The organism is Exiguobacterium sp. s160, from assembly GCF_018617575.1.
In the GTDB taxonomy this organism is placed as follows: Bacteria; Bacillota; Bacilli; order Exiguobacteriales; family Exiguobacteriaceae; genus Exiguobacterium; species Exiguobacterium aestuarii_A.
Genome location: NZ_JACSKK010000004.1, coordinates 34,271 through 60,703 on the forward strand (window position 1 = coordinate 34,271; position 26,433 = coordinate 60,703).

Annotated in this window: 29 protein-coding genes; 20 read left to right on the top strand and 9 right to left on the bottom strand. The window is 47.8% G+C overall.

Annotated elements, in window-relative coordinates; genetic code table 11:
* Positions 1–42: 42 nt before the first annotated feature.
* From KNO86_RS09765 to KNO86_RS09780, 4 genes are all read left to right on the top strand, one after another.
* Positions 43–702, top strand: a complete 660-nt coding sequence (locus tag KNO86_RS09765) for a type 1 glutamine amidotransferase domain-containing protein (protein WP_214695688.1) — start codon at positions 43–45, stop codon at positions 700–702.
* 109 nt (positions 703–811) lie between these two features.
* Positions 812–1,237 (top strand): DMT family transporter, encoded by a 426-nt coding sequence (locus KNO86_RS09770; RefSeq protein WP_214695690.1) that lies wholly within the window; start codon positions 812–814, stop codon positions 1,235–1,237.
* Positions 1,238–1,251: 14 nt separating this feature from the next.
* Positions 1,252–1,926: a Crp/Fnr family transcriptional regulator gene (locus KNO86_RS09775; RefSeq protein ID WP_214695695.1), complete on the top strand. Its 675-nt coding sequence runs from the start codon at positions 1,252–1,254 to the stop codon at positions 1,924–1,926.
* 11 nt (positions 1,927–1,937) lie between these two features.
* A complete protein-coding gene (locus KNO86_RS09780) occupies positions 1,938–2,411 on the top strand; it encodes a DMT family transporter (RefSeq protein ID WP_214695697.1) in 474 nt (157 codons plus the stop codon).
* Between the two features lie 197 nt (positions 2,412–2,608).
* Here KNO86_RS09780 and tnpB read toward each other — a convergent pair whose 3' ends face one another.
* Positions 2,609–3,691, bottom strand: a complete 1,083-nt coding sequence (gene tnpB, locus KNO86_RS09785) for an IS200/IS605 family element RNA-guided endonuclease TnpB (protein ID WP_214695699.1) — start codon at positions 3,689–3,691, stop codon at positions 2,609–2,611.
* A 227-nt stretch (positions 3,692–3,918) separates the two neighbouring features.
* Here tnpB and KNO86_RS09790 point away from each other — a divergent pair, with 227 nt between their 5' ends.
* Positions 3,919–5,247, top strand: coding sequence for a hemolysin family protein (locus KNO86_RS09790; protein ID WP_214695701.1), 1,329 nt, complete (start codon positions 3,919–3,921; stop codon positions 5,245–5,247).
* A gap of 309 nt (positions 5,248–5,556) precedes the next feature.
* Positions 5,557–6,249: a hypothetical protein gene (locus KNO86_RS09795; protein ID WP_214695703.1), complete on the top strand. Its 693-nt coding sequence runs from the start codon at positions 5,557–5,559 to the stop codon at positions 6,247–6,249.
* Between the two features lie 163 nt (positions 6,250–6,412).
* On the opposite strand, the gene KNO86_RS09800 is transcribed toward KNO86_RS09795, so the two are convergent.
* The gene (locus KNO86_RS09800; RefSeq protein WP_214695705.1) at positions 6,413–7,597 is read right to left on the bottom strand and encodes an amidohydrolase; all 1,185 of its coding nucleotides are present in this window, start codon (positions 7,595–7,597) and stop codon (positions 6,413–6,415) included.
* A gap of 128 nt (positions 7,598–7,725) precedes the next feature.
* Here KNO86_RS09800 and KNO86_RS09805 point away from each other — a divergent pair, with 128 nt between their 5' ends.
* Both KNO86_RS09805 and htpX read left to right on the top strand, forming a co-directional pair.
* A complete protein-coding gene (locus tag KNO86_RS09805) occupies positions 7,726–8,274 on the top strand; it encodes a LemA family protein (protein WP_015880351.1) in 549 nt (182 codons plus the stop codon).
* 18 nt (positions 8,275–8,292) lie between these two features.
* A complete protein-coding gene (gene htpX, locus KNO86_RS09810) occupies positions 8,293–9,180 on the top strand; it encodes a zinc metalloprotease HtpX (protein WP_214695707.1) in 888 nt (295 codons plus the stop codon).
* Positions 9,181–9,465: 285 nt separating this feature from the next.
* On the opposite strand, the gene nagE is transcribed toward htpX, so the two are convergent.
* Genes nagE through KNO86_RS09825 form a run of 3 tightly spaced genes read right to left on the bottom strand, consistent with a single transcriptional unit; the run spans position 9,466 to position 12,310 of the window.
* Positions 9,466–10,956, bottom strand: coding sequence for an N-acetylglucosamine-specific PTS transporter subunit IIBC (gene nagE, locus KNO86_RS09815; protein ID WP_214695709.1), 1,491 nt, complete (start codon positions 10,954–10,956; stop codon positions 9,466–9,468).
* Positions 10,953–11,801 (bottom strand): PRD domain-containing protein, encoded by an 849-nt coding sequence (locus KNO86_RS09820; RefSeq protein WP_251126982.1) that lies wholly within the window; start codon positions 11,799–11,801, stop codon positions 10,953–10,955. Before KNO86_RS09820 ends, nagE begins: the two co-directional genes overlap by 4 nt.
* A gap of 20 nt (positions 11,802–11,821) precedes the next feature.
* Positions 11,822–12,310, bottom strand: a complete 489-nt coding sequence (locus KNO86_RS09825) for a PTS sugar transporter subunit IIA (RefSeq protein WP_214695711.1) — start codon at positions 12,308–12,310, stop codon at positions 11,822–11,824.
* A 458-nt stretch (positions 12,311–12,768) separates the two neighbouring features.
* On the opposite strand from KNO86_RS09825, the gene KNO86_RS09830 reads away from it, so the two are divergent.
* Positions 12,769–14,685, top strand: coding sequence for an endonuclease MutS2 (locus KNO86_RS09830; protein ID WP_214695718.1), 1,917 nt, complete (start codon positions 12,769–12,771; stop codon positions 14,683–14,685).
* 63 nt (positions 14,686–14,748) lie between these two features.
* Positions 14,749–15,456 carry a hypothetical protein gene (locus tag KNO86_RS09835; RefSeq protein WP_214695720.1) on the top strand — a complete coding sequence of 236 codons (708 nt, stop codon included), beginning with the start codon at positions 14,749–14,751 and terminating at the stop codon, positions 15,454–15,456.
* A gap of 33 nt (positions 15,457–15,489) precedes the next feature.
* On the opposite strand, the gene KNO86_RS09840 is transcribed toward KNO86_RS09835, so the two are convergent.
* Positions 15,490–16,062: a hypothetical protein gene (locus KNO86_RS09840; protein ID WP_214695722.1), complete on the bottom strand. Its 573-nt coding sequence runs from the start codon at positions 16,060–16,062 to the stop codon at positions 15,490–15,492.
* Between the two features lie 143 nt (positions 16,063–16,205).
* On the opposite strand from KNO86_RS09840, the gene KNO86_RS09845 reads away from it, so the two are divergent.
* The 4 genes from KNO86_RS09845 (at position 16,206) to KNO86_RS14830 (ending at position 18,853) form a co-directional block, all read left to right on the top strand.
* On the top strand, positions 16,206–16,856 hold the full coding sequence (locus KNO86_RS09845; protein WP_214695724.1) for a response regulator transcription factor: 651 nt from the start codon (positions 16,206–16,208) through the stop codon (positions 16,854–16,856).
* Complete coding sequence (locus KNO86_RS09850; RefSeq protein ID WP_214695726.1) at positions 16,853–18,121, top strand: HAMP domain-containing sensor histidine kinase; 1,269 nt, start codon at positions 16,853–16,855, stop codon at positions 18,119–18,121. The genes KNO86_RS09845 and KNO86_RS09850 overlap by 4 nt, the downstream gene beginning before the upstream one ends.
* Positions 18,112–18,492 (top strand): AAA family ATPase, encoded by a 381-nt coding sequence (locus tag KNO86_RS14825; protein WP_353047693.1) that lies wholly within the window; start codon positions 18,112–18,114, stop codon positions 18,490–18,492. Before KNO86_RS09850 ends, KNO86_RS14825 begins: the two co-directional genes overlap by 10 nt.
* A 70-nt stretch (positions 18,493–18,562) precedes the next feature.
* On the top strand, positions 18,563–18,853 hold the full coding sequence (locus tag KNO86_RS14830) for an AAA family ATPase (RefSeq protein ID WP_353047692.1): 291 nt from the start codon (positions 18,563–18,565) through the stop codon (positions 18,851–18,853).
* A 112-nt stretch (positions 18,854–18,965) separates the two neighbouring features.
* Here KNO86_RS14830 and KNO86_RS09860 read toward each other — a convergent pair whose 3' ends face one another.
* On the bottom strand, positions 18,966–19,403 hold the full coding sequence (locus KNO86_RS09860) for a hypothetical protein (protein WP_214695728.1): 438 nt from the start codon (positions 19,401–19,403) through the stop codon (positions 18,966–18,968).
* A 218-nt stretch (positions 19,404–19,621) separates the two neighbouring features.
* Between KNO86_RS09860 and KNO86_RS09865 the strand changes: the two genes are divergently transcribed.
* The 4 genes from KNO86_RS09865 to KNO86_RS09880 are packed head-to-tail and all read left to right on the top strand — an operon-like array spanning position 19,622 to position 22,587.
* Positions 19,622–20,296: an ABC transporter ATP-binding protein gene (locus KNO86_RS09865; protein ID WP_214695730.1), complete on the top strand. Its 675-nt coding sequence runs from the start codon at positions 19,622–19,624 to the stop codon at positions 20,294–20,296.
* On the top strand, positions 20,293–21,300 hold the full coding sequence (locus KNO86_RS09870) for an ABC transporter permease (protein ID WP_214695732.1): 1,008 nt from the start codon (positions 20,293–20,295) through the stop codon (positions 21,298–21,300). The genes KNO86_RS09865 and KNO86_RS09870 overlap by 4 nt, the downstream gene beginning before the upstream one ends.
* Complete coding sequence (locus KNO86_RS09875) at positions 21,297–21,908, top strand: SAM-dependent methyltransferase (protein ID WP_214695734.1); 612 nt, start codon at positions 21,297–21,299, stop codon at positions 21,906–21,908. Before KNO86_RS09870 ends, KNO86_RS09875 begins: the two co-directional genes overlap by 4 nt.
* Before the next feature lie 16 nt (positions 21,909–21,924).
* Positions 21,925–22,587, top strand: a complete 663-nt coding sequence (locus KNO86_RS09880; RefSeq protein WP_015880376.1) for an NAD(P)H-dependent oxidoreductase — start codon at positions 21,925–21,927, stop codon at positions 22,585–22,587.
* 39 nt (positions 22,588–22,626) lie between these two features.
* Here the strand turns inward: KNO86_RS09880 and KNO86_RS09885 are convergent, their stop codons facing one another.
* Both KNO86_RS09885 and KNO86_RS09890 read right to left on the bottom strand, forming a co-directional pair.
* Positions 22,627–23,262 carry a nitroreductase family protein gene (locus KNO86_RS09885; RefSeq protein ID WP_074036693.1) on the bottom strand — a complete coding sequence of 212 codons (636 nt, stop codon included), beginning with the start codon at positions 23,260–23,262 and terminating at the stop codon, positions 22,627–22,629.
* Positions 23,259–23,705, bottom strand: coding sequence for a MarR family winged helix-turn-helix transcriptional regulator (locus KNO86_RS09890; RefSeq protein ID WP_078146066.1), 447 nt, complete (start codon positions 23,703–23,705; stop codon positions 23,259–23,261). Before KNO86_RS09890 ends, KNO86_RS09885 begins: the two co-directional genes overlap by 4 nt.
* A 181-nt stretch (positions 23,706–23,886) precedes the next feature.
* On the opposite strand from KNO86_RS09890, the gene KNO86_RS09895 reads away from it, so the two are divergent.
* The gene (locus tag KNO86_RS09895; protein WP_483298402.1) at positions 23,887–26,070 is read left to right on the top strand and encodes a malate synthase G; all 2,184 of its coding nucleotides are present in this window, start codon (positions 23,887–23,889) and stop codon (positions 26,068–26,070) included.
* On the top strand, positions 26,067–26,363 hold the full coding sequence (locus KNO86_RS09900) for a hypothetical protein (protein ID WP_015880380.1): 297 nt from the start codon (positions 26,067–26,069) through the stop codon (positions 26,361–26,363). Before KNO86_RS09895 ends, KNO86_RS09900 begins: the two co-directional genes overlap by 4 nt.
* Positions 26,364–26,433 lie beyond the last annotated feature (70 nt).

Consider the following 26,433-nt stretch of genomic DNA (forward strand, 5'->3'; position numbering starts at 1 on the left):
AACAATAGTGTCGTATGTTCATTATTGAAGGAGGAATTGAGTATGTCGAAACATGTACTGATTGTCACGACGTCAGCGAATCAATTATCAAATGGTCACGCAACGGGACTTTGGCTTGAAGAGTTTGCCGTGCCTTACTTGTTATTTGAAAAAGAAGGATACAAAGTGACGGTCGCGAGTATCGAAGGTGGAGACGTGCCAATCGATGCGAATAGTTTAGAAGATGGTTTGTCAGAAGACATTCTAAATACGCGCGAGTTGCTCAAAGACACAGCGCGACTTGATCAAGTCGCAGACGAGTCGTATGACGCAATTTATTTGCCAGGTGGTCATGGGACAGTCGTCGATTTCCCAGAAAATGAAACGCTACAACGCGTTATTCGTAACGTTTATGAGAGTGGAAATATTGTCGGTGCGGTGTGCCACGGACCAGTTGGATTGGTCAATGTGAAACTGAGCAACGATGAACCGCTCGTCAAAGATAAACAAGTGACAGGATTCACGGATGCAGAAGAAAAAGAAATGCAACTCGATTCTGCTGTACCGTTCTTACTTGAGACGGGACTACGCAATCAAGGTGGCCAGTTCAAAGGAGCCGACAACTGGGCAGTGAATGTGGCAGTCGACGAGCGACTCGTCACAGGTCAAAACCCGCAGTCTTCTGAAGCGGTCGGAAAAGAACTTGTCAAATTGCTAGGATAAACACATGAAGCAACTTCGGTTATTCGAAGTTGCTTTTTATTTTTGGACATATGTCCTATTCAAGCGGTCATTCTTTTTGTACAGTCAGACGAAGAGAGAGGGGAATGACATGGGAATTATATTTGCCATACTATCTGGCACGTTTATAGCTTTACAAGGAATCTTTAACGCCAAACTAGGAGATGCGGTAGGGGCATGGATGTCTGTCACAATCGTCCATTTTGTCGGACTTCTGTTGGCGCTCATCATTTACTTTTTCAAACGAGATGCAGACATGACGGCCTTCAAACGTGTGCCTTGGTATTATAGTCTAGGTGGACTATTCGGTGTATTCGTCGTCTTCGGCGAACTGACAGCGATTCAACAACTTGGTGTAACATGGGCAATCTGCGTGTTGCTTGTGGCGCAATTGATAGGAGCCTTTATCATCGATTTGAATGGCTGGTTTGGTGTCAAACGGAAGCCGATGAATACGGGACAGGTCATGGGACTCGTCTTAATGGTCGTCGGGATCGGAATTTATACATTCGCGTAAGGAGTTCAATTCTCATGATGAATATGATGGATGCACTGACACGATTGCAGTGGAATCACCTTTTTTCTAACGAAACGCTTGAAGCTTCTTCTTTAGTCACTTATGAATCTGGTACAATGCTTTGTTCGAACAATCAACATATTGAATCCTTGTTCGTCGTGCTCGAAGGACGCGTCAAAATCTATACACTCAGTGAAGAAGGGAAGTTGCGCTTGCTTCGTTTGAAAGCTGCGCCGACGCTCATTGGAGACATCGAATATGCGAGTGGTCGTAACGTATTGCATACTGTCGAGGCGGTTGGTTCGGTAACCTGCTTACGGATTCCGTTTGAGGCACTTCGTCGTCATAATCGTACGGTCGAATTCACGGAACACCTATTGCGTGGGGTGTCCGAAAAGCTGTTCATCGAGGCGAATGCCTCATCCAACCATCTCATGTCGACACTTGAAGAACGATTGGCGGGCTATTTGATTTCCCTTAGTGAATCGGGTAACGAGCTGTTTCAAGCTGAAATGAGTCAACTGAAGCGTAAAGAAGTCGCCGAATGGCTTGGAACGAGTTATCGTCATTTGAATCGGACGTTGCAGGCGTTCGTCGATGAAGGATTGGTCACGCGAACGAGAAAAGAAGTTGTCATATTAAATAGTGAGCGATTGAAGGAACGTGCGAACGGCATGTTTTATGAGTGAGGAGAGATTATATGGTTTTTGGCATCATCTGTTCAGCGGTGGCTGGAGCATTCATTAGTGTCCAGGCAGCGGTCAATGCAAAAATGAATACCAATTTAGGAGCCTGGGCGACGACAGTGTTGGTCTTTATCGTTGGATTAATCGGATCCATCATTCCGTTACTGTTATTCGGAGGCAATCTTTCCGGATTACGTGATGTGTCACCCATCTATTGGCTCGGTGGATTGCTTGGCGTCGGTGTCGTGTATTGTGTCATGCGGAGCATCCAGCTGCTTGGACCGACTTTGTCCGTGTCACTCATCCTCGTTTCACAACTCATTTGGGCGTTACTCGTCGATTTGTATGGCGCTTTCGGGATGCCTCAAATTACATTATCAGCTGGACAAGTCGTTGGGCTTACGGTCCTGCTCGTCGGAGTTATTCTCTTTAAACAGTCTCAGACCGCAGCCGTCGCCAAACAAGCTGTCAACGAAGCCACTTCATAAGGAGTGGCTATTTTTTCGAGCAAAACGGGTACAGGTTGGTAACGATTTTTTGTTAAAATGAAGCAGTATGGTGTGAACTACTCGCCACTTATTTGCTTCGCAAATTGAAGTGGGAGCTTCTTGGGAAGATCGTACTTTTATTAGCCACGGTTGTTTACCAAGCTCGTCGGGTGGTTCCCACCCTGAAGGAATTCGTTTTAGTTTGCCAACATCAACAGGTTGAGGCTCGCGTTGATGTCACGGTCATGATGCGCGCCACAGGCACACGTCCATTCACGGACATCCATCGCCTTCTTCTCGCCTTTTACGCCGCAAGTGGAACAGATTTGAGTGGATGCGAACCATTGATCCGCCTTGATGAGCGTCCGTCCGTAGAATTTTGATTTGTATTCGAGTTGCCGGACGAACTCGTACCAACTGACATCTCCGATGGACTTCGCCACCTTGTGATCCTTAATCATGTCCTTCGACTTCAATGTCTCCACGACGATGACTTGGTTCTTGTCAACGATTCGTCTCGACAGCTTGTGAAGGAAGTCCTTGCGTTGGTTGGCAATCTTTTCATGTTTCTTGGCCACAAGTAATTTGGCTTTTTCACGATTCTTGCTCCCGATCTTCTTGCGTGACAAAGCGCGCTGCGCCTTCTTGACCTTCGCTTCGGATTGTCGAAGGAAACGTGGGTTTGCGATTTTCTCCGAGACCCTCGCGTCGTTCGTCATGACCGCGAAGTGTTCCAGGCCGAGGTCGATCCCGACCTTGTTCTCGGCTGGGATCCATGGTGCATCGTCCTGTTCGACGAGGATGGAGATGAAGAACTTGCCCGTCCTCGTCATCGACACCGTCGCCGACCGGATGACGCCCTCGAACGGGCGATGTTGGGTGAAGCGCACGAACCCGACCTTCGGCAGCCGGACCTTGCCCGCCTCGATGCGGATCGTGCCGTGCTGGTTGTTCGTCGTGTAGGAGGCGCGCGCCTTTCGTCTCGACTTGAACACCGGGAAGCCGGCCGTCCCGGCGAAGAACTTCGTGAACGCGGTGTCGAGGTTCAGCTTTGCGTTCGCGAGGCTGTCCGCCTCGGCGAGGAACGGGAACAGGGGCTTGTAGGAGGCGGGTGTCGCCGGTTTCCGTCTCGTTCCGCTCCCCGTTTTCGCCTCCTCGCGGATGGCGATCCGGTCCTCGAGCAGCTTGTTGTAGATGAACCGGGCGCAGCCGATCGTCTTGATGAGGAACTCGGCCTGTGCCGCCGTCGGGTGGAGCCGGTATGTGTAGCCTTTCAGCATGTCTGTCCCTCCTCCCCTCAGAAGATTGTGATGTGTCTTCCTCATCCGATACCCGTGGAGGGGGAAGGAGAATCTGACGGAATGACGAACTTTTGTTCGTCATATCTGTCACAGGGAGAGCAAACTGTTGGACCGGGCGATTCATCTCCCACCTACGCCGGGCTACGCCCCGAGACGCTTAGAGGAGGGAGAATTCTCGCCTGATTTAGTTAAAAATAGCTGAGGTGATGAAAAAAGTGGATTCTTCCATAGTGATTGATTTGTTGATTGTTTTGTTTTTGATTGTGTTGAACGGGATTTTTGCGATGACAGAAATTGCGCTCATCTCATCGAAACCTGCAAAACTTGAGGTTGAAGCAAATCGAGGGAAACGAAGTGCCAAGATTGCGCTTCATTATTCGAAAGACCCGACAGATTTGTTGTCGACCGTTCAAGTCGGAATCACATTGATTGGGATTATTAACGGGGCATACGGGGGCGCACGCTTCTCGGCACCGCTCGCATCGGCATTTGAACAAGCCGGAATGAGTACGCAGTATGCCGGAACCGTTGCTTATGTGGCCGTCGTTACGATTATTACGTATCTGTCGCTCATCATTGGTGAATTGGTCCCGAAACGGATTGCGCTCGTCTCGCCTGAAAAAGTCACGATGGCAATCATTCCGTCGCTCGATCTATTTAGCAAGTTGATGCGCCCATTCATTTGGATTTTATCGAAATCAACGCTCTTCTTATTCAAACTCCTTGGATTAAAGGCAGAACAAACGAGTGGAGAGACTGAGCTTGAGATTAAACAGCTTCTCTTTGAGGGGGCTCAGCAAGGTCAGTTCGCCCATGAAGAAGTGCAACAAGTCGAACGCGTCTTTGCGTTCCATGATCAATTGATTTATGAGCTCATGCAACCACGGACGACGCTTGAATGGGTCGATTTAGAGGATGACATGGACGACATGAAAAAATCGATTTACGAGAGTAAGCATAACAAGTTACCAGTCGGTCGCGACTCACTCGACGACTTTGTCGGATATATCGATGTGCGTGACATTTTGACGTTACCGACATTGCGTGAACCGTCACAAATTTTAAAGCGCATCAAGCAACCGCTGATCGTGCCAAAACAACGTGAAGCGAGCCAAGTGCTTCAGATGATGCAGAAAAATGGTGTCGAGATCGCATTCGTCTTAGATGAATACGGTGGATTCCTTGGGATGGTCACGCTGTTCGATATTTTGGAAGAAATCGTCGGAGAAGTCATGATTGAAGAAGATACACCGGAAGTGGTTCGTCGTGAGGATGGATCTTATTTAGCGGACGGGTTACTCGGGATCGAGGACTTGAAACGAACGTTCGAGATTCGGGACGATCGCTTCGATGAGGGACGCAACTCGTATCATACGCTCGCCGGACTTGTCATTTACGCATTAGGTGATTTTCCGAAGCGGGGTGACGTGGTCGAAGCGTACGGTCTTCGTTTCGAAGTCGTCGATATGGACGGCAAACGAGTTGACCAAGTGCTCGTTTCTGAATTAACAGAACCAGTCAAAGAAGAGGATTGATGCGAATTGCTAATCCTAAAGCTGAAAGATGGATTTAATATGCCGATGATTACGTTGAGAAAGGCATACTAGAGCAAAAAGACGCCCTATCGAAGGGTGTCTTTTTTTCATGAGATGGTCAAAAACAAAAAATTCCAAAAAAGCATTTTAAAAAAGGTAAATAATTGATAAGATATACAATAGTGAAAGGGAAGCGAGGAGGGGAATTAATGCTAGATATAATTTGGCAAACAATTAATGTTGCTGCTGCTGCTACAATTGTATTTTTCGTTTATAAAATTATTTTCAGAAAAAAAGGAGAACGTAAAATTGAAGCTAAATAAAGTAATTCTATCGACTGTTCTAGCAACAACTTTAATGTTTGGAGGAACAGTATTACCAAAAGCTGAAAGCGAGCCTAAAGAAGTTCTAGATCATATGACGTCTGCCGAATATGAATTTATTGAGGCGCAAGAAGCAATAGCCACTTCAAAGACTTTATCTGAAGAAAAAGAAATTCAATCAATTTTATCTTCAAATAACCTACAACCAATCAGTGAAGAAGAAATTTCAGCAGATACAATCGTTATGAATTTTGATTCGATCGAAGAGTTTGAACAGTTTATTGCTGAAGCTCAATCGCCTTTAGAGGTATCTCTTGATAATAAATCAAACAATAACTTATTAGATTTATTTAATCCACAGACTGTCAATGCAGCAACTACTACATTTTCAAAGAGCCAATGGCATGGTGCATCTAAATTAAACTTGTATGTCACGGCTACTAAAGGGTCTAACGGACTAATTACCAAAACAAAAGTGTGGACATCTCACACTGGAGTAACTCTTGGTTTCCACTGGAAGCAAAACCAAGCATACGCTACATTGAGCTCTACAAAAAAGAGTGGAAAGGCTTATGGACATGGGACTTTTTCATGGGTTGTGTTTGTTAAGGGGATTGGAACTCTGTTCTCTCGGGATATTACAATGACGCGTTCGTTTCACTCTCAATACATCAAGTAAATTTATTCAGAAAGTTACATAGAAATAAAAAAGAGATGTTTGATGTTTTTAACATTTTCCATCTTTTGGTTGCTTGACTTTTCTAATTAGAAAATAAAGAAAACGAATCAGGTCGTGCAACGAATCTGGTTCGTCAACAACTTGAGGATTGATGCTAATTGCATCAATCCTCTTTTTCATGTGTCATCCAAGTACGCTGTAAAGCGCCTAGCAAAATGTGAGCCGTGTGTAACATCGCTCGTTCATCCACATCGAAACGAGGATGGTGGTGAGGGAAAATCGCTGAGAGTTCAGGGTTCCCAGCTCCTGTAAAAAAGAAGCTGCCCGGTACTTGTTCTAAATAGTAAGCGAAGTCTTCTCCGACCATGAGTGGTGCCATCTCGATGACACCGTCTTCGCCGACGGTGTCTTTCGCACTTTGGCGGACGAATTCTGTTTCTCTCATATGGTTGACGACGGCTGGATAGCCTTTTATATAGTCAAGCGCGTACTCGGCACCGCTCGCAGCGCAGACAGAACGGATCATACGTTCCATATCCGTGATGATTTTTTCTTGCGTCTCTGAAGTGAATGTACGCACGGTTCCAGACAACTTGGCCTCTTCGGCAATCACATTGAACGCTTGACCGGAATGGAGAGTCCCGATGGTGAGAACGGCTGGTTCCAGCGGATCGATGCGTCGACTGACCATTTGTTGGAGATGGTTCGCCACGTTCACGGCAACCATGAGGGCATCGACTGTATGTTGCGGAATCGCACCATGTCCACCTTGTCCTGTGATGGTTAATTCAAAGCGATCGGCTGCCGCCATGACGGGACCTGTTTTGACGCCGATCGTTCCGAATGGGAGAGGTGTCCAGATGTGCGCACCGTAGATATAATCCACGTTGTCGAGACAGCCGTCCTCAATCATCGGCTTAGCGCCACCAGGAGCCAATTCTTCGGCGAACTGGTGAATAAGCACAACATCTCCCGGGAGGTCCATCTCGGTCAATACTTTCGCGAGGACGAGAAGCGTCGCTGTATGGGCATCGTGTCCACAAGCATGCATGACCCCGTTTACTTTTGAACGATACGGGACGTCTTTCACATCTTGGATGGGAAGCGCGTCAAAGTCGGCCCGTAACGCGATGGTCGGGCCGTCACCGCCTTTGATTCGACCGACGACCCCATTACCGCCAACGTGTTCACGCACTTCAATCCCAAGTTCGCGGAGATAAGAGGCGATCATCTTCGGAGTTTCGACTTCTTGAAAAGATAGCTCTGGATATTGATGAAAATGGCGTCTTAGTGACACCATCTCTTCGAACAATTCGGTCAAACGTACTTCGGCATTCGTGACAACCATTGCGTACACTCCTTTGTGATCAACGCATTAAGAATTGCAACCATTTGCTAATTTTTATGAAAGTTAAGCTTATCTTATACGAGTAAAGGGAATTAATACAGGAGAAAATGAAGAAATGAGGTGCCAACATGGGGTGGATTATTGCGATTGTAGCGGTTGTCGTGCTCGTACTCATCTATTTTTCGATGTACAACGGACTCGTCAAATATCGAAACTGGGTCGATGAAGCATGGGCTCAAATCGATGTACAGTTAAAGCGGCGGTATGACTTGATTCCAAACTTGGTCGAGACGGTGAAAGGGTATGCGAAACACGAGCAGGAGACGCTCGCGAAGGTCGTCGAACTGAGAAATCAGCTCGGGGAGAAGTCAAATCGCCAAGATCAGATGGCGGTGAATGATCAACTGAGCGGGGCGTTGAAAAATCTATTCGCGCTTCGTGAAGCGTATCCGGATTTGAAGGCAAACGAGAACTTCAAGATGTTGCAAGAAGAATTGACGCAGACGGAAAACAAGGTCGCATACTCGCGTCAGCTCTATAACAACACGGTCATGAAGTACAACACAAAAATCGAATCGGTACCGACGAACATCATTGCCTCTGTACACCATTTTGAAAAGCGCGACATGCTCGAGGCGCGTGCCGAAGAGCGCGAGAACGTTCGCGTCTCGTTTTGATGAATCGAGGTGGCAAGTATGCTCCTCTATGAACAGATTCGAAAGAATAAAGTGAAGACGGTCTTCATCGTCACAGGGTTTGTCTTATTTGTCCTTCTCGTCGGGGCAGCCATTTCCTATGTGAACTATGGAGACGCAATCCCAGGTTTGATTTTCACACCAGTGTTCTCCTTGTTTTATGTCGGCATCGTCATCATGTCGAGCACGAATATCGTCATGAAGATGAATCGGGCGCAAGAGGTGACATCGGTGGAAGAACACCGCTTTTTATGGCATACGGTCGAAAACATGGCGATGGTCGCGCGAGTGCCAATGCCCCGTATCTTTATCATCAACGATCCGTCACCGAACGCATTTGCGACCGGACTGAAGCCGGAAAAGGCGGCCGTCGCCGTCACGACGGGGCTACTAGAGCGATTGTCTCGTGAAGAAGTGGAAGGTGTGATTGCGCATGAGGTCGCACACATTAAAAACTATGACGTGCGACTCTCGACGGTCACACTCGCACTCGTCTCGGTCATCGCCATTATGAGTGATATCGGCTCACGGATGTTATTTTTCCGAAGCATCAGTGGGGGACGACGTGACCAAAATCAGAATCCGATCTTCCTCATCATCGGACTTGTTTTATTAGTGTTGGCTCCGCTCATCGCGATGCTGATCAATATGGCGATCTCACGTAATCGTGAGTTTCTAGCAGATGCGAGTGGAGCGGAACTGACCCGAAACCCGGATGCTCTCGCTTCAGCGCTTGAGAAGATTGCCAATGTCGAAACGCCGGTCGAGCAAGCGTCGAGTGCCTCTGCACCACTGTACTTCTCCGATCCACTTAAGAAGAAAGTGAGCGGTTTGTTCTCGACGCACCCTGATCCCGTCGAGCGGATTTCCCGACTTCGTCAAATGTGATTAGAGCCTGTCCGATTGCGGCAGGCTCTTTGTGTTACACTGAACTGGGAAAATAAGGGGGTGTATGAGTTGAGTAAAAAGATATACATAGGTTTAGGAGTCGCTTTACTAGTCGTATTATTTTTATTTGGGCTAGGACCATATATTGTGCATACAGTACTTAAGGTCTTCATGTGGCTCACACAATATATTTTGCCATGGATTTTCCTCTACTATTTCGTTCAATTTTATAAACACTATGCACAAAAACAAGAAAAGCCACCTGAATGAGGTGGCTTTCGACGTTTATCCGGCGCGGTGGCTACGGATTTTTTCAATCTCATCGAGAACGAACTGAACGTTTGTACCGACGATGACTTGGATATGATTCGGGCTGACGACTTTAACGCCAGGGATGCCGGCTTTTTTGATTTGATCTTGGTTGACGGTATCCATGTCTTTGACATCAACGCGTAGGCGTGTGATACAAGACTCGATTCCTGTGACGTTGCTGTCACCGCCGAGACCATCATAGATCATATTCGCCATCGCTGAGAATTCGTTACCTGAAGCAGATGCGACCGGCGCCACTTTCGTTTCGCCGTCTGTCGTTTCACTTGCGACTGCATCAACGACTTCATCCGGTTCACGACCTGGCGTTGCCAAATTGAGCTTCACGATCATGAAGCGGAAGATTGCATAGTAGATGACTGCAAACACGAGACCTTGAACGAGTAACATGTACGGTTGGTTCGCGAGTGGCAAGCGTGAGCTTAACACGAAGTCAACCAATCCTGCACTGAACCCGAAACCGGCTGTCCACTGGAACGTTGCCGCGATAAAGAGCGAGATTCCTGTAAGGACTGCGTGTACAAGGTAAAGAACTGGTGCGAGGAACATGAACGAGAACTCGAGTGGTTCAGTTACCCCTGTAAAGAATGAAGCGAATGCAGCTGCGAGAAGAAGTGAAGCTGCTTGTTTCTTACGCTTTGTCTTCGCTGTATGGTACATCGCAAGTGCTGCGGCCGGGAGACCGAACATCATGATTGGGAAGTAACCTGCTTGGTACATTCCCGTTACACCTTTCTCACCTTCACCAGACCAGAAATTCCCGATGTCGTTAATGCCTGCAACGTCGAACCAGAAGACCGAGTTGAGGGCGTGATGAAGCCCGGTTGGGATCAAGAGACGGTTGAAGAATCCGTAAAGTCCGGCACCGAATGCGCCAAGTTTAGAAATCGATTCCCCGAATCCAACGAGGCCTGTGTAAACGACCGGCCAGATGAAGTAGAGCGCGACCGATACGAGAATCATCGAGAATGCCGTCATGATTGGAACGAGACGCTTCCCACTAAAGAACGCGAGGGCATCCGGTAATTTGACGTGACTAAAGCGGTTGTACATCGAAGCAGCGACGAGACCAGAAAGAATCCCGACGAACGCGTTGGCAATCTTCCCGAATGCTGGGTTGACGGCTTCGACATCCACACCTTGGAACAACGCGACCGTGCCAGCAGAGAGAAGTGTTGTGACGGTCAAGAAGGCGACGAGTCCGCTGAGTGCTGCAGAACCATCGCGGTTTTTAGCCATTCCGAGAGCGACCCCGACTGCGAAAAGAATTGGAATGTTATCGATAATCGCCGCACCCGCTTTGATTAAGAATGCAGCTGCAATGTTTTCAGATCCCCAGCCGACTGGGTCAATCCAATAACCAATCCCCATGAGAATCGCGGCAGCCGGAAGTACGGCAACCGGTAACATGAGGGAACGTCCGAGACGTTGGAAAAAGTTCATCATTTTTGATTTCCTCCTTTTTGATGGTGTTGATCTTGTAGGCGTTGAATGTGGAGCGTAATATAGCCAAGTTCTGACTCGGGCAAGACGATGCCATATGTCTCTTCCATTTCTGTTGCGACATCAGATGCGCACGCATAAGCAGACGTGAATTTCGTCTGAATCATGCGGAGCATGTCTTCATCAATCGTGTGATGATCGTAATGGTTGACCCGATCCATGACGAACCGTAAATGTGTTAATAATCGTTGATAGGATAAGTCATCTTCTTCAATGGATACATCGAGTCGTCGTGAAATCGATTGAATCATGTCGCGGACAATCGTTGTCTGTTTGACCGTCTTGCGTAAATCACCTCCTTTCACTTTCATCGTATGGATATGAAGCGCGATGAACGCGGCTTCGTCTTTCGGCATTTGGACGTTCAATTTTTCTGCGATATGTTCAATCGCCCATAGTCCAATCTCGTACTCATTCCGATAAAGGATTTTAATCTCATTCAACAGTTTGTTCCGCAGTGAGATGCCTTCCATCTCCCGCTCAATGGCAAATGAGATATGGTCGGTCAGGACGATGTGGATATGTTCATTAAATGATGTCTCAAGCCGTTTTTCTGCGTACGAAATAATGTCCTCGGAAACGGTAAAGTGTTCAACGGGAATCCGACTCAACAACTGTTGGAACTTATCGTTTTCCGGCATGATGAACAATTTTTCGATTTTATGGGGATTGACGATGTCGTTCTTCGTCTTTTTAAAGGCGACACCAGGACCAATCGCAATCTTTTCTTCCCCATCGTCCGAGACGATGACCGCATTGTTGTTCAAAATCTTTTTGATCTTAATCATGTGTCCTCCTTGTTCCGGAGTCACGCTTCCACTCGGGCGACAATCGTCTTACCCGGGACGGCTTCCTTCGTGAATGTGAAGGCGTAATGATGGGCAAGCGCGCCACCATTCGTCACGACCATTGGCGTGACCGTGTCTTTACCAGCTTGATGGATTTGGGACAAGTCGGCTGTCATTAACAGCTGTCCTGTTTTCACGTGGTCACCTACATCTACACGGAGATTGAACGGTCGACCTTCGAGTTCGACGGTGTCGAGTCCGACGTGAATCAAAATCTCAGCACCATCCTCGGTCCGAATACCGATGGCGTGCTTGGTCGGAGCGATTTGTACAATTTCTCCGTCAGCTGGTGAGACGACTGCTCCGTCTGTCGGTGTGATGGCAATGCCATCCCCCATCATCTTTTCACTGAAGACCGGGTCCGCTACTTGATCGAGTGGAATAACGTCTCCTTCCATTGGCGAGTGCAGTGTCGGTTTGTGTCGATTCATTAACTTATTCCATAACATATCTTCTACATCCTTTCTTAACTCAAAACGAGGAAAAACAAAACAGGCATGGAGTATAGACGGGTGGCATGCACCGTACGTCTTACCCCATGCCTGATCGAATCAGTCACATGTGATCGCTATTCGTTTCTTCACGTTCAACATAACATGTGTTGATTTGAGACACAAGTCTTTTTTTGAAAGCGTTCTCTAAAATTTTACAAGGTAGTGAATTTATTGTATAGTAAGGGCGAATCTATTGAAGAAAGGTGTTGCATGTTGATGAGTGAGGTTGTATCTGCCTAACGAACTGAAAAATGTCGGATGACACGTGTTTTTGTCATGCCGTCATGTTCCGTTACAGATACCGCCCATCAAAAACTGCCAGACACCAGTCTGTCTTTTTGCGTTGGTCGTCATCGACCGACGCTTTTTTGTTTGCGCGGTATCTCGAATCTACAATTTGAGGAGAGAGACACATGAACGAACAAACATTTGAAAAGTTACAATACAATGAATTGATGACAAAAGTAGAGCGTTTCTGCATCAGCGGATTCGGAAGACGACTACTCAGGCAGCAACGTCCGACGAGCCATATTGCGACGGTGAAGAAACGTCTGCAGGAAACGTCTGAAGCACGAGCGATTTTAGATGCGACGTCACACGTGCCATTCATCGGCGTGTCTGATATGGAGACGATCATCGGCAAACTACAACGCGGAATTCAACTCGAAGCAAACGAGCTCGAAGCGGTCGCCGAGTTTTTACGTGGCGCTCGCAAGCTGAAGCGATTCATGCTCGAACATGAATTTTTCGCACCGCTTTTGTCCGCATATGCTGCCGGAATGGGCGAATGGCGAACGCTCGAAGAAGACATCACGCAAGCGATTCGAGCCGGTCAGGTCGTCGATGAGGCGTCGAAAGAGTTGAAGCGGATTCGAAAACAAGTCGATATTCTCGAAGGACGGATCGAGGAACGGTTGGCCAAGTTTTTGAAGAGCGCCGCCAATCGCGAGATGATTCAAGACGGGTTCGTCACGAAAAAACAGGACCGCTTCACCATTCCAATCAAAGCTTCATATAAGCATAAAGTAGCAGGTACGATTGTGGACACATCGAATCGCGGCACGACGGTCTTTATTGAACCGGAAGCCATTTCGAAGTTGAACGCCGAACTCGTCGTCAAACGTACAGAAGAAGCGGTAGAAGTGTATCAAGTACTAGCGACGTTGACGGGAGCGGTGGCAGAAGTTCTTCCTGAAATCGAGGCGACGCTCGACGTCATCGCCCAGTACGATATGGTCTTCGCCAAAGGGAAGTACAGTCAGTCGATTGATGGCGTGACACCGCATGTGAATTCGACCGGGCGCATCCAATTGAAACGAGTACGCCATCCGCTCTTAGAAAGCGCTGTGCCACTCGATTTTGCCATCGGTACGGACTATCGCGGCTTGATTATCACGGGACCGAACGCCGGCGGAAAGACTGTCGTATTGAAAACGATTGGACTCCTCAGTCTCATGACGATGACGGGTCTGCATATTCCTGCCCATCCCGATACGGTCATCTCGACATTCGATGAGGTGTTCGTCGATATCGGAGACAATCAGGATTTGGAGTCGGCGCTCAGTACGTTCTCGGCACATATGCACAATGTGGCGAAAATCATGCAAACCGCTGGAAAACGGTCGCTCTTGTTATTCGACGAAATCGGAAGTGGGACGGAACCAAATGAAGGGGCTGCTCTTGCGATTGCGATTTTAGAAGCGGCATATAAACGGGGCGCGATCGTTGTGGCGTCGACGCATTATGGAGAAATCAAATCGTATTCTGAAGCGCATCCGGATTTCATGAACGCTGCGATGCAGTTTGACCCGGAAACGCTCGAACCGAAATACAGACTCCTTATGGGGCAGTCTGGCGATAGCAACGCCTTGTTTATCGCTCGCAAGATGAAGTTACCGGAAGCGATTCTCAAACAGGCATCTCGTTACATGAACGAGAAAACGTATGACACTACGAAAGTCGATGAATCTAAAATAACGCGAGAAGTGGAAGTGGTACCACTTGAAGAAGCAGAGCGTTTTGAAAAAGGTGACCGTGTCCGTCTACTGGAGACGAATCAAGTCGGTCTTGTCTATTCGTTTGATGCATCGCGTCGGCATGTACGAGTGTTCGTGGATGCAGAGTATATAGAGTTGCCGAGTCGTCGTGTCCGGTTAGAAGCACGGGCAACGGAACTTTATCCGGCTGACTATGATTTGGATACGTTGTTTACGACGTATCAAGAACGAAAGGAAGCGCACGACTTTGCACGAGGATCGAAAAAAGCGTTACGACGAGTGGAGAAAGAGATTCGAGAAAGAAAGAAACAAGAGCAATCTAATCGGAAATGAATGTAGCATATGGTGAAAGGGTAAGAGCACATAGAGAGAAGTCTTAATGTGGGAGGGGCTCATGTGTTCGAGTTAAGCTTTTGGTTTGCACTCGGTTTTGCCGTGATTCACTTTTTTTCAGGAAAGCTCATTCAAGTACGTGAAGTGCCGAGGAGCCGTTTTTTATCAGTGGCTGGCGGGATTGCCGTTGCTTATGTATTTCTTCATCTGTTGCCAGAGTTAAATGAATATCAACGCGAACTTGAAGGAGAGATTGGGAATAACGTCTTCGCTTCCCTTGAAAACCATATCTTGATTATCAGTATGTTAGGACTAGCTGTCTTTTATGGACTCGAACGTTTCGCGACGGCCAATAAACGCAAACAAAAACCGTATGTATTTTGGATTCACATCGGTTCGTTCACGCTATATACGTTTAGCATCGGTTATGTACTCGCAGAAAGTGAGTTTCAATCGAATGGCATGATGTTCCTTTACTTTGTGGCGCTCGGTATACACTTTGTAACGGTTGATCAAGGATTGCGTCAGCATCATCAGCAACTTTATGATCGACAAGGGCGGATTTTCTTAGCGCTTGCCGTGCTTATAGGATGGGGAGTCGGTACATTTGCAGAAGTAAATGAACTCGGCTTGTCCATCGTTGTCGCTTTTTTGGCAGGAGGGGTGATTTTGAACGTCATGAAAGAAGAGTTGCCTGCTGAACGTGAAAGTAGTTTTGGTGCGTTTTTGATCGGATTGTTGGGTTATGCGTTGTTATTACTCGTCATATGAAAAGGCAGCCACATGCGGTGGCTGCCTTTTGACTTACAAGTTGTTGCTTTGATTTTCTACGTTGCTGTCGCTCTCTGTTGAAGCATCGTCATCTGAAGAGGATGAATCGTCATGATGTGGACCGTGCCCATGCCCATGGCGACCCCCTTCACGTCCGCCGCGCATGCCGCGAGCATCTTCTAAGTCATCGTAACTCGTCACATCGGCAAAACGTTCTTCGTGGTCCGCAAGGATTTGATCGGCTTCTTCTTGCGTCAAGTTTCCTTCTTCCACAGCGGTTGCCAGTTTTTCTTCATGCGATGTCATGATGGCATCGATGAACGCTTCGATTGAGATCCCTTTTTCTTCTGCAAGTTCAGGAAGTGATTGTCCGTTTTCGCGAGCAGCTTCCACTTCTTCTTCCGTTAAACCGAGCGCTTCGATGAGAGCGGCATGTCCTGCTTCTCGGTCACCGAACATACCGGGACCCCGTTCACCACGTTCGCATTGTGTGGATGCTGTCGTTGTCGATTCATCTGTCGTCGTGTCATTCGTCGCGGCATATACGCCTGTGCCCGAGACGGCTAAAAGACCCGCCAAGGCGATTGCAAGTTTTGTTGATTTCATGTGTATCTCCTCCTTTGTTACTTCAAGTGTAGAACTGAAGGCGTTAGAAGTTGTGAGGGAGTTGCAAGATTTCTGCAAATTGTCTTTGGGAAACGGTGGGACGTTCGATGTGTGCGATATAATGGATGTGGAGGCGATATGAGATGAACGTACTCGTTGTGGAAGATGAACAAAAACTGGCGGACGGCATGTCCCGTTTTTTAACCTATGCCGGGTTTGAGGTGACCGTGGCGATGACTTTGAATGAGGCGAAACAACAGCTGCACCAACGGTTTGATGCGATCTTATTGGATGTTCGCTTACCGGACGGAGAAGGATGGACCTTGATTCCGACATTGAAAGCGCAACAGCCCGCCCCTGCCATCATCTTGACGACGGCACGAGGCGAGGCAGATGATCGCGTATTCGGATTGGAGCTCGGGGCAGACGATTACTTGGTCAAACCGATTGTCTTGAAAGAGCTAGAGATTCGTCTGAAACGTCTCGTCAAACAGACCGATTTGATTCAATTCGGAGCGCTCACTATCGACATCAAATCGAGAATGGTACAAGAGAACGGACATCCGCTTCGACTTACGAACAAGGAGTATGAACTACTTTTGTATCTATGGAAGCACGTCGGGGAGGCGTTGGACCGGAATCGCCTGCTCGACGACGTATGGGACTACACGTTTGTCGGAGATACGCGTACGGTCGACACTCATATTAAACAATTACGTGATAAATCACCCACACTGAAAGAACAGTTGAAGACCGTTCATCGGGTCGGTTATCGCTTAGAGGGACTGTCATGAATCGATTGATGAAGAAATTACTGTGGACGGCTGTTCTACCACTTGCTGTGATGGCACTCTTAACTTTCGGACTCACGTCATTATTGATCGGGCGCTTCGCAGAAGACGAAACATATGCACAGTTAGAGCGCGAGGCAGTGATTGCGTATGAGGCCATACAAGAAGGACGTGGGATTCCAGGTCAACTAGACGTGCTACTATTTCAGAACGGGCAACGGATCGAGCTAGAACGTGGTGGACGGATGCATCGCATGATGCCGATCAGCCTCGACCCGGATGACTTAGCGGTTCAGGACGAAGTGAGTGTGAACGGCACCCGCTTCTTGACGTATTTACAAGAAGAAGGGGATATTCAAATCGTGACGTACAGCCCCGTACCGTTCTCGAATCCACAGTTTCAGCAAATTTATCTCATCCTAGCAGGCGGGTTTATCCTGGCACTGTTGGTTGCCATCGGCGTCACATTTTGGATGAGTCGTCGACTCACGCAGCCGCTCGTGGAGTTGAAACAAGCGACCGCATCGATCATGGAGGGACGACACGACATCACTCTACCGAATGTGACGAATGACGAGATTGGAGATTTGACTGTCACGGTTGGTCGTATGAATGAATCGCTTCAAGAAAAAGAGGCGCTTCAAAAATCATTTATATCCGGGGTGACGCATGATGTGCGTACACCACTCGCCATCGTTCGGAACGAGGCGGAGATGCTGGAGCTAGGTGTTGTGGAGACATCGGATATTTCGATGACCGGGAAAAGTATTACCGAGGAAGTGGACCGGATTGACCGACTCGTCAACCAGATGCTCGAATATTCAAAGTTGTCGTCCGGTACGATTCCGCTTGAAATAGAGTCGCTTCAACTAGATGACTTGATTCGTCGACTGACTTCACGCATGTCCGAGTGGTTCCGACAAAAAGACGTGACGCTCGATTTACAATTGGAGTCTGTAATGATTCAAGCTGACCGTCTAGCGATGGAACGGGTTCTCTCGAACTTCTTGAGAAATGCGTATGAAGCGAGTCCTCCTGGGGGATGCATCACCATCAGACTGACGCCAAATCGATTAGAAGTGACAGATGAAGGGAAGGGAATTGACCCTACCATCCAGCATTCCATTTGGGATATGTATGTGAAAGGAGACCGCTCGAACGGACATGGCCTAGGTCTCGCCATCACGAAATTACTTCTTGAAGCACAAGGGCTTTCTTACGGGGTTGATTCAGAGAAGGGGGCGACATTTTGGATCGAATGGACATGACTTTGTTTTTGCGTGGGGTACGGTTAGAGAGGAAACGAATCCGTTCGACAGGATATCCGTATACGTTACCGATTTTTCAGACGCTCGATGAACTATTGTTTCATCATCCTGTCACGTTTCTTGTCGGAGAGAATGGGAGTGGGAAATCGACATTGATTGAGGGGATGGCCGTGGCGGCCGGATTCAATCCAGAAGGCGGAGCACATTCCTTCCAATTTGAAACAGAGTCGACGCATAGTTCCTTGTTTGAAGCGCTTCGTCCGATTCGAGGCCCGTATCGTCCGAAAGATGGCTTTTTCTTACGTGCCGAGACGGCATATCAGCTATCAAGTTATGTGGACGAGATGGCGAAATCTGCCCCCCAATCTTGAACGATTTTATGAGTCGTATGGCGGGCGTTCCCTTCATGAACAATCACACGGGGAAGCGTTTCTCTCCCTCATGCTACATCGATTTCGTGGAGACGGTCTCTACATTTTAGATGAGCCAGAGGCCGCATTGTCACCGATGCGTCAACTGACGATGCTCGCGCGCATGCATGAACTCGTACAAGCGGGAAGTCAATTCATCATTGCGAGTCACTCCCCTATCTTGATGTCGTATCCAGGTGCGATGATTTTGCAAGTGGAGACGGGGCTTACTCCGACAGCGTTTGATGATCTGGAACATGTAAAGGTCATGCGCGACTATTTGGATGCGCCAGAGCGGATGCAGCGGGTCTTGTTCGACTAAAAAAGCGGCCTCGGCCGCTTTTTTCATGCTTTCGTAATCTTTCGCAATAAGATGATTGCGAGGCTAACGCCCCCGGCAATCAACATATACAAAACAATCTCCGTCCATGTACTCATTCATCGTCTCCATCTGCAAAGATAGCAAGTTCACCTTGCGGCATCGCGACCAACAAATAGGCGTCTCCGCCGAGCGGTCGTGCGTCACCTGCTTGCCAACATTCAAATTGTTCTTGAAATCCATTGATGAATAGGAGAGAACCTGATTCAAATTCAAGTTCGAGATGGGGATGTTCGTCACCGAGTCGTACGTGATGGATGCGCTCACGACGAAGCCGCATAAGTTGTTCAAGTTGTTCACCTTCGTCAAACGTGCTTTGTGTAGCGTGGACATGCCACGGTCCCTCAATCGAGATCCAGGATTCTAGTCCCTGGCGACTGAAATAAAGGAGATGGTGATTTGGGCCAGAACCAAAATCGATTCCGACAAAAGAAGAGGCGGTAAAGAGGTGATGCAAAATAGATGTCGCTTGTTCGTACTCCGTGGTAGACACACCGTCACCTCACTTTAAAGAGTTGGTATCATTATCATTTCACGTTACCACGCTAAAGTAAACGAATCGCACTCAATATTCAGAAAAAATAATTGTGGGTGTTCTATCACGAAACCGCTTCAACCGGAGCGTTTCCCAATTGCTCAGAATGTTTAGGTTATACTGGGATAAAATAAAGGAGAATACATTCGATTTCGTTTTGGATAGGGGGACAAGAGATGATTGTATCAATCGACAAAGCAGGATATGAGGTAAACGAGCCAGTCATTCGAGGCATTTCGTTTGATGTGCGATCAGGTGAAATTTTAGGGGTGATTGGGTCGAACGGTGCAGGAAAAACGACTACGGTCGCCTGTCTGACAGGAACGATTCCATGGATGAAAGGGAACGTCGAGATGGAACGCTATGCGTACATCCCGGAGCAACCCGTTTACTACGATTATTTGACACTATCGGAACATATTGCGCTCGTTCAAGAATTGACGGGTGTCGAGTCGACAGAAAAGACGGAGGAGTTGCTGAAGCTTTTCCGACTCAATCATGTGACAGACCGGTATCTCTCCTCTTTTTCAAAAGGGATGAAACAAAAAGCGATGATTTTATTGGCGCTCATTCAAGAAACGCATGTATTGATTGTCGATGAACCGTTTATCGGATTAGATGCAACGACCACCATCCAATTACTTCGATTGTTAGAAGCGGAGCGCACGAGGGGAGCCGCTGTTTTACTAGTCACACACGTTCTTGATACGGCCGAGCGGTTGTGTGACCGGTTCGTATGGATTGATGACGGGGAACTCTTGGCGAGTGGGACGAAAGCAGAGATTCGTGAAGCACTCGAAACAGAGGGGATGACCTTGTTCGATATGATGGAAGATGTGGCGCTCCGATGATTGCGAAACGATTGTTTTGGATGCGTGTCTCCCGTTATATGAAACAACAGTGGAAGACGGTCCGACTGATTGTCGACTGGACGATTTTTTTATACGGCGTCATTCCTCTTCTCATATGGGCAGGGTATTCTTACTGGCTCGTATGGGAAGGGAATATCGATTGGTTGCGTGATGTGCCTTATCTGTTATGGGCAATCCTGTTCGGATGGGTGATGTGGCAGGACCGCATGTTTGTCTGGGTGGAACGCGCCGACCTCATCCTTGTGGCAGATCGTCATCTCATTCGACAGTTGAAATGGTACTCCGTCGTATATCAGATGACTCAACATCTGATTCAATACGGATTCTATCTTCTATTGATCGCACCGATTCTACATGTGAAGGGAAAGACCACTGTCGAGATACTCGCATTCGGAGCCGCGCTTTTCTTACTCTCTTGGTGCCATGCATGGATCCAGTATCAACTTCGCCTCCGACACGTCCATCTCATGAAACGTTTATTGATCGTGCTGATTGCTTTTGTAGGCGTGTATGCGCTATTGATTGAGTCGGTGTTACTCGGTGTGTTGATCGGAAGCATGATGGTCACATTTGCGTTATACGTAGGGGAAGGATGGGTGTCGAAACATCCGAATATCGGTCGCGAGATTGAAATCGGGGAACGTGAGCGTGCCTCATTCGACCGAGTCCTGCTGACAACCTCAGGTGCCATCGAGAAGACGAGTGTGCGGACACGTCCACTATATCGACCGAAACCGAATCGCTTTGGCACCGTCAGACGGACGATGGCAATTCTAATCTATTTCAGGACGCCGACCCACCGAAATTTGTGGTTTCGACTCATTCCACTTGGCGTGACAAGCTTCATTTTACTTCCAAGCTGGTTTAAAGTGTTGGTTCCGATTTATGTCATGTATGTCGCCTATCAGGAACAGACGTCATTTACGAGAGAGATGGAGCGGCATCCATTCTTCCAATCTATTCAAGAAAGAGGTTCATCATGAACGAACAGCAATATGAGCAACTGTTACAAATCGAGACGGCCAAACCACAGCAAGGATTTCCAACCTCGGCGGAATATCATCGTTATGAACCGACACCTTATGAGGCACTCGATTTGCTTCGGGATGCGTATCCGTTAGAGTCCGCAGATACCATCATTGATTTTGGTTCGGGCAAAGGACGTCTCCCGTTCTATTTAGCGTATACGTTTCGCGTGCGGGCGATCGGTGTCGAGATGGACGGTGGGTTTCACGAGGAGGCACTTCAAAATTGGGCGTGCTATACGAAGAAACATCGAAATCGGGGAAGTGTTCAATTAGAACAGGGACTTGCGGAGGAATTCACGATTCCACCGGATGCGAATCGATTCTACTTCTTTAATCCGTTCTCAGTGAACGTCTTCCGCCAAGTGATTGCCAACATCATCGAATCTGTTGAAACGGATCTTCGCCCGGTCGATGTGATTTTATATTATCCGGCGGATGAGTACCTCCATTATTTGAACGACGAGACGCCTTTTCAGTACGTACAAACGGTGCGATTGCCGCTGAAGAATCTTCATGAGCGATTTTTGATTTATCGGTTTGATATGATGGAGTCATCTTGGTAATGGAGGAGTGAGCACGATGAAAAAGAAAGACATTTTAGAGGCGTATCGTTGGCGTCAAGCGACGAAAGCATTCGATGCGGATCGTAAAATCAAAGAAGAGGACATGGAGTTCATTTTAGAGACAGGACGTCTTTCACCGAGTTCATTCGGATTTGAGCCATGGCAATTCGTCGTGGTTCGTCGGGAAGATTTGCTCCAAAAAATTAAAGATCACGCATGGGGGGCGCAAGGTCAGGCTTTGACTGCGAGCCACTTCGTGTTGATTCTCGCAAGAACACCGAAAGCCATGCGTTACGATGCGGACTATATTCGTCATATCGTGACGGGCGTGCAAGGTCGGACGGAAGAAGAATACGCGCAACGCGTGAAACGGGTACAGGAGTTCCAGGAGAACGACTATCGTCTCTTGGATGATGAACGTGTCTTCCAGGAATGGATCAAGCGTCAGACATACATTCCACTCGGGAATATGATGACAGCTGCCGCGCAAATCGAAATCGATTCATGCCCGATTGAAGGGTTCAATCAAGAGGAAATCGATGAGTTGCTCATCTCAGAAGGTGTGATGGAACGGGGCGAATGGTCACTTTCGGTCATGGTCGCATTTGGATATCGGGCGCGTGATTTCGCACCGAAAACACGTCGTGACTTCAACGAAGTCGTCAAATATATCGGATGAAAAAAAGGTTCAATCGCTGAGGCGATTGAACCTTTTGAATTATTTCCAGTCTGTGATGCGGTCGACTGGGAAGCGTACTGATGGGTACCCTTCTTCTGCTGCTTTCCCGATTGAGAGAAGCATGACTGGAAGGTAACGTTCTTTGTCGAGACCGAACGCTTCAGCGATGTTCGCTTTGTCGTATCCGCCGATTGGGTTTGTATCATACCCGTGTGCACGTGCGACGAGCATGAGTTGCATCGCAACAAGACCTGAATCGAGCATGATGCTGTCTTTGACCATTTCTTTCGGTGCATCTTTGAAGATACCTTTAATCATGTCGACTTGACGGTCGCGGACCTCAGCCGGCATCATACCGCGCTCTACCGCTGTATCGAAAATCTCTTCTGTGTAATCTGCCATTTGATAGTCGGCGAAGAGTGCGATGACAGCTGAAGATGTTTCCACTTGGCGTTTGTTAAAGCTTGCGAGTGGAAGGAGCGTTTCTTTTCCTTCTGCGCTATCGATGACGACGAAGCGCCATGGCTGTAAGTTAAGTGATGAAGGAGCTGTTGTCGCTTCTTCAAGGATTTGTGTCATTTCTTCTTTTGAGATCTTCACGTTCTCATCGTATACACGAATCGAGCGGCGTCCTTTGACAATCTCCATAAAGTCTTTTTGTGTAGCAGTGTTCATATTGTAGTCTTCCTTTCATGGTCAATAGTATCTTGTAACATCGTTAGGGATGCTAGTAACTGTTGTTGATCCTCTACCTTCATGTTGACAAAAAGTCGGTCCGTTAAGCACTCTTTTTGCTCAGTCCAATGTGCAATTTGCTCACGACCATCGTCTGTCAACTCGACATAGATGACACGGTTGTCTTGTTCACAGCGTCTTCGCGTGATCAGTCCTTGTGTCTCTAATTGCTTCAGGTGTCGGGTGATGGCGGCATGGTCGACATCGACGCGCTGTTGCAATTCACGCTGTCGCAATGGACCGACGTGATACAGGTTGCTTAAAATGTCGTAGCGACTCAGGCTGAGCCCGTCCATTTCAGAGTCGAATAATTGCCCCAATTCTTTTTGTACGGTGATGATGTGATAGAGAATTTGATCACGGAGCGAGCAGGAATCTCGCATGCACATCGCCTCCTCAAATCATTGATGACTCAATCATTGATGGGTCACACAATGTATAGTAAACCCATCCTGACGAGATTTCAAATAAAAAGTTTTAAGAAATGGGTTGTCAAACTGTTATATAATAGTCTATATTGTAATCAACTGATATATAACAATGGTTAAAGGAGGATGTGAACGCTTGGAACACTATGAACGACTAAATACGTATCATGTTCATGAAAAGCTGGTTGAATTTGTGAATAAAAACGTACTTGAACCCCAGGAAATCAACGTTTTTTGGGAAGGCGTTGAATCGCTTCTAGAGCGTTTCATTCCAGTGAATCAGACACTTTTGGAGCAGCGCATGACATATGAGCGATTGTTACAGGAGTGGTACAGTCGCGAAGAAGAAGTCGATCCAATCGAATATGAGACATTTTTAACGTCAATCGGCTATATCGAACCGATCGTCGAAGATTTTAACATCGATGTTTCGGGTGTCGATCGTGAAATCGCGCATCAAGCGGGACCGCAACTCGTCGTACCGTTAGACAATGCCAGATATGCACTTAACGCCGCCAATGCCAGATGGGGAAGTCTCTACGACGCCCTTTATGGAACAGATATGATTGAAGAGGCGGACGGTATGGAAAAGGGACGAGGATATAATCCCGTTCGCGGTAATGAAGTTATTCGGTTGGCGAAACAGTTTCTAGATGACACGTTCCCGCTACCGTCAGGGTCGCACAAGAAAGTGACGCAATACGTCGTTCGTGATGATGTCGCTTATGCGGTAATCGGGGATGACGAGCATTCGTTCGCAGATGATTCTTTCGTCGGTTACACCGGGGAACCGAACGAGTTGAAGACGTTGATGCTCAGACACCATGCCTTACACGTTGAACTGCAATTTGACCGCGAGCATCCGGTCGGCAAAATCGATCCTGCTGGACTGATGGACATCGAGCTCGAATCAGCCCTATCCGCAATCGTGGATTGTGAAGACTCGGTCGCAGCCGTTTGTGCGGAAGACAAAGTTCATCTGTATCATAATTGGCTAGGCTTGATGGATGGGACGCTTGAAGCCTCGTTCCAAAAGAACGGGAAGCGACTCTCTCGACGTTTAAACGAAGATAAGCGTTTGATTGGAAAAGGTGGAGCGGAAGTTGTGCTCCCAGGACGCGCGCTCTTATTCATTCGAAATGTCGGACACTTGATGACGACCGACTTGATGCTTGATGCAGAAGGTCGTGAGGTACCAGAGGGGATCGTTGATGCTATCTTCACTTCATTGATCGCGAGTCGCCATCTACATCGTCGGCTCAACTCTAGGGAAGGATCGATCTATATCGTCAAACCAAAAATGCACGGGTCTGAAGAAGTAGCATTCACCAATGACTTGTTTGACGCTGTAGAAGATCTGTTAGAACTTCCGCGCCATACGTTAAAAGTCGGCGTGATGGATGAAGAGAGACGAACGTCGCTCAACTTGAAAAATTGTATCGCTCAAGTAAAAGAGCGGGTCGTTTTCATCAATACGGGCTTCCTCGACCGGACGGGGGACGAGATTCATTCCTCGATGACACTCGGACCGATGCGTCGAAAGGGAGAAATGAAGACGTCACCTTGGCTCGCTGCATATGAACGGTTGAATGTATCAACCGGTCTCGAGAGCGGGTTCCATCATCAAGCACAAATCGGAAAAGGGATGTGGGCGATGCCCGATCGGATGCGGGACATGATGCGTGAAAAAATTGCACATGTACGCTCCGGGGCGACGACGGCATGGGTGCCTTCACCGACAGCGGCGACGCTCCATGCGATGCACTATCATCAACTCGATGCTTTTGATGTACAGCGAGAATTGATCAAGCAGCCTCATTCGAAACATGAGCGACAACAGCTCCTCGACATTCCGCTCGCGACACGCATCTATTCGCAAGACGAAATCAAAGAAGAACTCGAGAACAACTTACAAGGATTGCTCGGATACGTCGTTCGTTGGGTCGAACAAGGTGTAGGTTGTTCGAAAGTGCCGGATATTCACCATATCGGACTGATGGAAGACCGGGCGACACTTCGAATTTCGAGCCAACACGTGGCCAACTGGCTGCATCACGGCATCTGTTCAGCAGATCAAGTGGAAGTCACGCTTTATCGGATGGCACAAGTTGTCGACGAGCAAAACGAGTCAGATCCGAATTACCGACCGATGACACCGAACGTCGATCAATCGATCGCCTATCAAGCCGCCCACGAACTCGTGTTTCATGGGTTGAAACAGCCGAACGGGTACACTGAACCAATCTTGCATCGCCGCCGCCGTGAATTTATGAAACGACAAACTGTGGAGTTCAATTTAAAAGGAGGAACCTCATCATGACAACGAAAAAAATGGAAAGCGAACAGTTGATTGAACGTTGGGTCGTCCGCCGCATCGTATCTGGAGAATCGACAGCATCTTTAGCGAATACAGCATTCGTATACGGCAACGACTTGATGCGCCTCGTCTTGGATCGTGCCGACGGCTCGCTCCAAATCATGAAAGAGCCGATCGATGAAGTCGTCGTCTTCCGCAAACCGGAAGATCGGGACGAAGAGAACGTATGCCGTTGCTGTGGGATGGAGCATTCGACGTTCAAAGCAGCGTTGGAGTGCTGTGCTTACCTCGACTAAAGTGTTTAATTTGCACTATCTGTTATATAACAAATTGAATAAATTAAAATTAATATAATACAGGAGGGTT

What these genes read in the sequence shown, in the direction of transcription:
- KNO86_RS09765 (WP_214695688.1), top strand. Translation starts at nt 43, where the DNA reads ATGTCGAAACATGTACTGATTGTCACGACGTCAGCGAATCAATTATCA.
- KNO86_RS09770 (WP_214695690.1), top strand. Translation starts at nt 812, where the DNA reads ATGGGAATTATATTTGCCATACTATCTGGCACGTTTATAGCTTTACAA.
- KNO86_RS09775 (WP_214695695.1), top strand. Translation starts at nt 1,252, where the DNA reads ATGATGAATATGATGGATGCACTGACACGATTGCAGTGGAATCACCTT.
- KNO86_RS09780 (WP_214695697.1), top strand. Translation starts at nt 1,938, where the DNA reads ATGGTTTTTGGCATCATCTGTTCAGCGGTGGCTGGAGCATTCATTAGT.
- tnpB (WP_214695699.1), bottom strand. Translation starts at nt 3,691, where the DNA reads ATGCTGAAAGGCTACACATACCGGCTCCACCCGACGGCGGCACAGGCC.
- KNO86_RS09790 (WP_214695701.1), top strand. Translation starts at nt 3,919, where the DNA reads ATGAAAAAAGTGGATTCTTCCATAGTGATTGATTTGTTGATTGTTTTG.
- KNO86_RS09800 (WP_214695705.1), bottom strand. Translation starts at nt 7,597, where the DNA reads ATGGTTGTCACGAATGCCGAAGTACGTTTGACCGAATTGTTCGAAGAG.
- KNO86_RS09805 (WP_015880351.1), top strand. Translation starts at nt 7,726, where the DNA reads ATGGGGTGGATTATTGCGATTGTAGCGGTTGTCGTGCTCGTACTCATC.
- htpX (WP_214695707.1), top strand. Translation starts at nt 8,293, where the DNA reads ATGCTCCTCTATGAACAGATTCGAAAGAATAAAGTGAAGACGGTCTTC.
- nagE (WP_214695709.1), bottom strand. Translation starts at nt 10,956, where the DNA reads ATGATGAACTTTTTCCAACGTCTCGGACGTTCCCTCATGTTACCGGTT.
- KNO86_RS09820 (WP_251126982.1), bottom strand. Translation starts at nt 11,801, where the DNA reads ATGATTAAGATCAAAAAGATTTTGAACAACAATGCGGTCATCGTCTCG.
- KNO86_RS09825 (WP_214695711.1), bottom strand. Translation starts at nt 12,310, where the DNA reads ATGTTATGGAATAAGTTAATGAATCGACACAAACCGACACTGCACTCG.
- KNO86_RS09830 (WP_214695718.1), top strand. Translation starts at nt 12,769, where the DNA reads ATGAACGAACAAACATTTGAAAAGTTACAATACAATGAATTGATGACA.
- KNO86_RS09840 (WP_214695722.1), bottom strand. Translation starts at nt 16,062, where the DNA reads ATGAAATCAACAAAACTTGCAATCGCCTTGGCGGGTCTTTTAGCCGTC.
- KNO86_RS09845 (WP_214695724.1), top strand. Translation starts at nt 16,206, where the DNA reads ATGAACGTACTCGTTGTGGAAGATGAACAAAAACTGGCGGACGGCATG.
- KNO86_RS09850 (WP_214695726.1), top strand. Translation starts at nt 16,853, where the DNA reads ATGAATCGATTGATGAAGAAATTACTGTGGACGGCTGTTCTACCACTT.
- KNO86_RS14825 (WP_353047693.1), top strand. Translation starts at nt 18,112, where the DNA reads ATGGACATGACTTTGTTTTTGCGTGGGGTACGGTTAGAGAGGAAACGA.
- KNO86_RS14830 (WP_353047692.1), top strand. Translation starts at nt 18,563, where the DNA reads ATGCTACATCGATTTCGTGGAGACGGTCTCTACATTTTAGATGAGCCA.
- KNO86_RS09865 (WP_214695730.1), top strand. Translation starts at nt 19,622, where the DNA reads ATGATTGTATCAATCGACAAAGCAGGATATGAGGTAAACGAGCCAGTC.
- KNO86_RS09870 (WP_214695732.1), top strand. Translation starts at nt 20,293, where the DNA reads ATGATTGCGAAACGATTGTTTTGGATGCGTGTCTCCCGTTATATGAAA.
- KNO86_RS09875 (WP_214695734.1), top strand. Translation starts at nt 21,297, where the DNA reads ATGAACGAACAGCAATATGAGCAACTGTTACAAATCGAGACGGCCAAA.
- KNO86_RS09880 (WP_015880376.1), top strand. Translation starts at nt 21,925, where the DNA reads ATGAAAAAGAAAGACATTTTAGAGGCGTATCGTTGGCGTCAAGCGACG.
- KNO86_RS09885 (WP_074036693.1), bottom strand. Translation starts at nt 23,262, where the DNA reads ATGAACACTGCTACACAAAAAGACTTTATGGAGATTGTCAAAGGACGC.
- KNO86_RS09890 (WP_078146066.1), bottom strand. Translation starts at nt 23,705, where the DNA reads ATGCGAGATTCCTGCTCGCTCCGTGATCAAATTCTCTATCACATCATC.
- KNO86_RS09900 (WP_015880380.1), top strand. Translation starts at nt 26,067, where the DNA reads ATGACAACGAAAAAAATGGAAAGCGAACAGTTGATTGAACGTTGGGTC.